The sequence below is a fragment of the Bacteroidota bacterium genome (genome assembly GCA_018831055.1).
Lineage (GTDB): Bacteria > Bacteroidota > Bacteroidia > Bacteroidales > B18-G4 > M55B132.
This window is the reverse complement of sequence record JAHJRE010000302.1, coordinates 1-2,957: the sequence shown is the minus strand read 5'-3', so window position 1 is coordinate 2,957 and position 2,957 is coordinate 1. Positions and strand designations below refer to the sequence as shown.

The following is a 2,957-nucleotide window of genomic DNA, read 5'->3' as shown; positions in this document are numbered from 1 at the left end:
GGCCATTTCATCACGTGAATAGAGGTACGAAATTCACGAGTAGTAATGCAAGCACGATGAACGAGAGCGCGCGAGCCACGCGTCTAGATGTTCGTTTGGAGCTCGCCGCCTCGACCACACCTTGGAAGAGGTAACCTCCATCCAGCGGCATTATCGGCAAGAGCTGAAACAACCCTATGCCAAGGTTGAGGACGAATATCCACTTCAGGGCATCTATCAACCACCATGGGGCCAGCGAGTCGTAGAGGTACGGGTGGAATACTGGTTGACCGGTTAGCTCTAAAACCATCACCCCCATCCCAGTTAGTGGGTTAATAAAGTTGGAACGAGGAATCGCCGAAGCTGGCCAGATGCCGAGGTCGCCCTCGTTTTCCGAACGATAGTTATCCGTGACAACCGTGAGAATTCCATTTTCAGTCAAAATACTAACATTTTCTCCTGGGTTAACATTTTCAATAAAATCGTAATAATCGCCCCAACTTTCGAGCGGTACATTGTCGAGGCCCAGTATGTGCATACCTGGGGTCAAGAAGTTTTCTGAAGGACCATTTTCTCTCACACCCCAAACGTACACGCCAGGTTTAGGAGTAAGAAGAAGAAGGATGATTCCAAGGCAGAGGAATGCGAACAACACATTCGCGAACGAACCCACTCCAAAGATCCGCAAACGTTTGAACACGGGTGCGCCTTTTAGTTTTTTCTCATCAGGCTCAACAAAGGCTCCCGGAATGACAACCAGAAATAAGCCACCCATGGATTTTATCGGGATGCCCTGAGCCCGCGTCACGAAACCATGGGCGAACTCGTGGACGAGAAGGAGACTTGCGATTGCTATCAACCACCAGTGTATAGTTAGACCAGGGATCAGGCCCGGTAGTGCAAATCTCACACCTGGTAGTGAGACTTCTGGTCTACTTAATACAAGAAAAGCGTTTAGGCAAAGACCGAACAGCATAAAGATCATAAGAGCTACCCCAATTACTGCTGCCACCGTCCCAAACGCGAGCCAACCTCGTCTACAAGTTCCCCCAACGCGATCGATGAACCGCAGCCCCCGCTTGGTGCGCCACATCAGCACGCCGGGAGTAATCGTGAAACCGCGCTTTTCGAGGTGATATCGGCGGTTTGCTAGGACCAGGAACAACCAGAACAAGGCGAGCAGAGCGAGAGCGATTAATATCCATTCAAGCATTTGGAGCACCGTAGTCAATACCACCAGCAAAGTTTAAACCTCTGTGCCGAGCTTTGGTTGGTGGCGGAATGTTTTCGCTTGTATTAACAACGGTGAAAAATCGGACAGAAGCGAAACGACTGAGCGAAAAATTGGTGTCGGAGAAGCTCGCGGCCTGCGTGAGCGTCCTGCCAAACGTGAGTTCAACTTATAGATGGCGTGGGAAACTTGAGCGAGCGAGGGAAAATCTGCTTTTGATAAAAACCTCGAACAAAAAGCTCAACCGCTTGATCTCCCGCATCAAAGAATTGCACAGCTATGAAATGCCCGAGGTCTTGGTGGTTCCCATCGAGCGCGGGGCACCAGAATATTTAAAGTGGCTTGAGGAAAGTCTGAGGTGATATCGATGAACATCGCGCTCGAGGATTTTTATAAGTTGGTCGCACCTCGCCCTATCGCGCTCATCGTCACCGTCGATAAAGAGGGGAAGATCAATGCCGCCCCCATGTCGTTCGTCATGCCAATCGAGATGGATCCCCCCATCATCGCGTTTTCAACTGGCTACGATGGCGATACTTACAAGAACATCTCAGAGACGGGCGAGTTTGTCATTGGGATGGTTGGAGAAAAAATTAAAAAAGAGATGTACGTGTGCGGCAAGTCGTTTCCCCACGGTGTCAACGAGCTCAAGGAAGCAGGCCTGCGCTGGGAGCCATCCGAGAAGGTGAAGCCGCCCCGCGTAGTCGAGTGTTTTGCTAACTTCGAGTGCAAGCTCGAGTGGATGCAGCGGGGACCCGAGTACGTTGTGATAGCAGGACGGGTTGTGGCAGTAAATTTGCAGAAAAACGCGCTTAAGGTTGGCAAACTAAACGTCGAGCAGGTCAAACCCCTATTACACCTTTCGGGAAAGACCTTTGTCGTGGGCGACCGCGTCGTAGGGCTCTAGCATGGTTAGACCTGTTCGTGCCGCTGATGTTGCAGAAGTCGTTTACGATGAGGAGCGCTGGCGACTTTTCAAGGAGTTTCGAGCGCGTACGCTTGAATTGATGGAAGCACTATCAAAGCAAGGGTTCGATCCGATCGTGCACGGGAGTGTCGCCCGAGGTGACGTCGGCAAAAGCAGCGACATCGATGTGTTCGTCCCCTACGTCGTGCCATCCTACAAGGTTGAGCTGGCCCTTCGTGAGGCCAAGCTCGAGCTGACGAAGCGGGAGATAATCATGGCGACCCCTTGGCAGCTCCCCAAAGCGCACCTCTACATCGAAGAAGACCGTTCGACCACTTTCCCGCTGGTGAAGCCGAAACAGCTGGAGCTTGAGTTCTATTATTTCGGGGGAGCGGCGAACCTCGAACAGGTCAAGCGAACAGTTCGTGTGCCGGGCGTGGATAAACGCCTGATGTTGATCGAGCCCATACCGCGGGGACATGTCGAAAGCCCAGTTATAGGCAGAGAAGCTGAGGTGGCGAAACGGGTCGACGTTGGTTTAGAAATTGTGCGAGAACGTGTACAAGTTCTGACACGGCGGGCCGATATTGGCCGTACTGGAATTTTTGTGCAGCGCGAGCTTGCTCCGGATGAAAACTTTGAGGCGGTTTTCAAGAAATTGGTGGAGGAAAATCCAGCGATGAAACTTCGTCTTAAGGAAAAATGATTAACAAGAGGTTTCTGAAATATATTAGAGGTTAAACATGGCCAAAAAGCCAGTTCTGAGTCGGGTCTTTCGAAGGTTGTTCAAACCCAGCACGGTTCCGAAGTCACTCATATTTGGCATGCCGTTCCACCGGG

General features: G+C 51.3%; 4 protein-coding genes. 3 read left to right on the top strand and 1 reads right to left on the bottom strand.

Annotated elements, in window-relative coordinates; all coding sequences use genetic code 11:
• Window positions 1–10 precede the first annotated feature (10 nt).
• Entirely contained in the window at window positions 11–1,222 is a 1,212-nt protein-coding gene (locus KKA81_16985; GenBank protein ID MBU2652623.1) for a site-2 protease family protein, read from the bottom strand.
• Between the two features lie 38 nt (window positions 1,223–1,260).
• Here KKA81_16985 and KKA81_16980 point away from each other — a divergent pair, with 38 nt between their 5' ends.
• From KKA81_16980 to KKA81_16970, 3 genes are read left to right on the top strand one after another with little or no spacing between them, the layout of a single operon-like run.
• Window positions 1,261–1,572, top strand: a complete 312-nt coding sequence (locus tag KKA81_16980) for a divalent-cation tolerance protein CutA (protein MBU2652622.1) — start codon at window positions 1,261–1,263, stop codon at window positions 1,570–1,572.
• Between the two features lie 5 nt (window positions 1,573–1,577).
• A complete protein-coding gene (locus tag KKA81_16975; protein MBU2652621.1) occupies window positions 1,578–2,117 on the top strand; it encodes a flavin reductase family protein in 540 nt (179 codons plus the stop codon).
• A 1-nt stretch (window position 2,118) separates the two neighbouring features.
• Window positions 2,119–2,823 carry a nucleotidyltransferase domain-containing protein gene (locus tag KKA81_16970; protein MBU2652620.1) on the top strand — a complete coding sequence of 235 codons (705 nt, stop codon included), beginning with the start codon at window positions 2,119–2,121 and terminating at the stop codon, window positions 2,821–2,823.
• Window positions 2,824–2,957 lie beyond the last annotated feature (134 nt).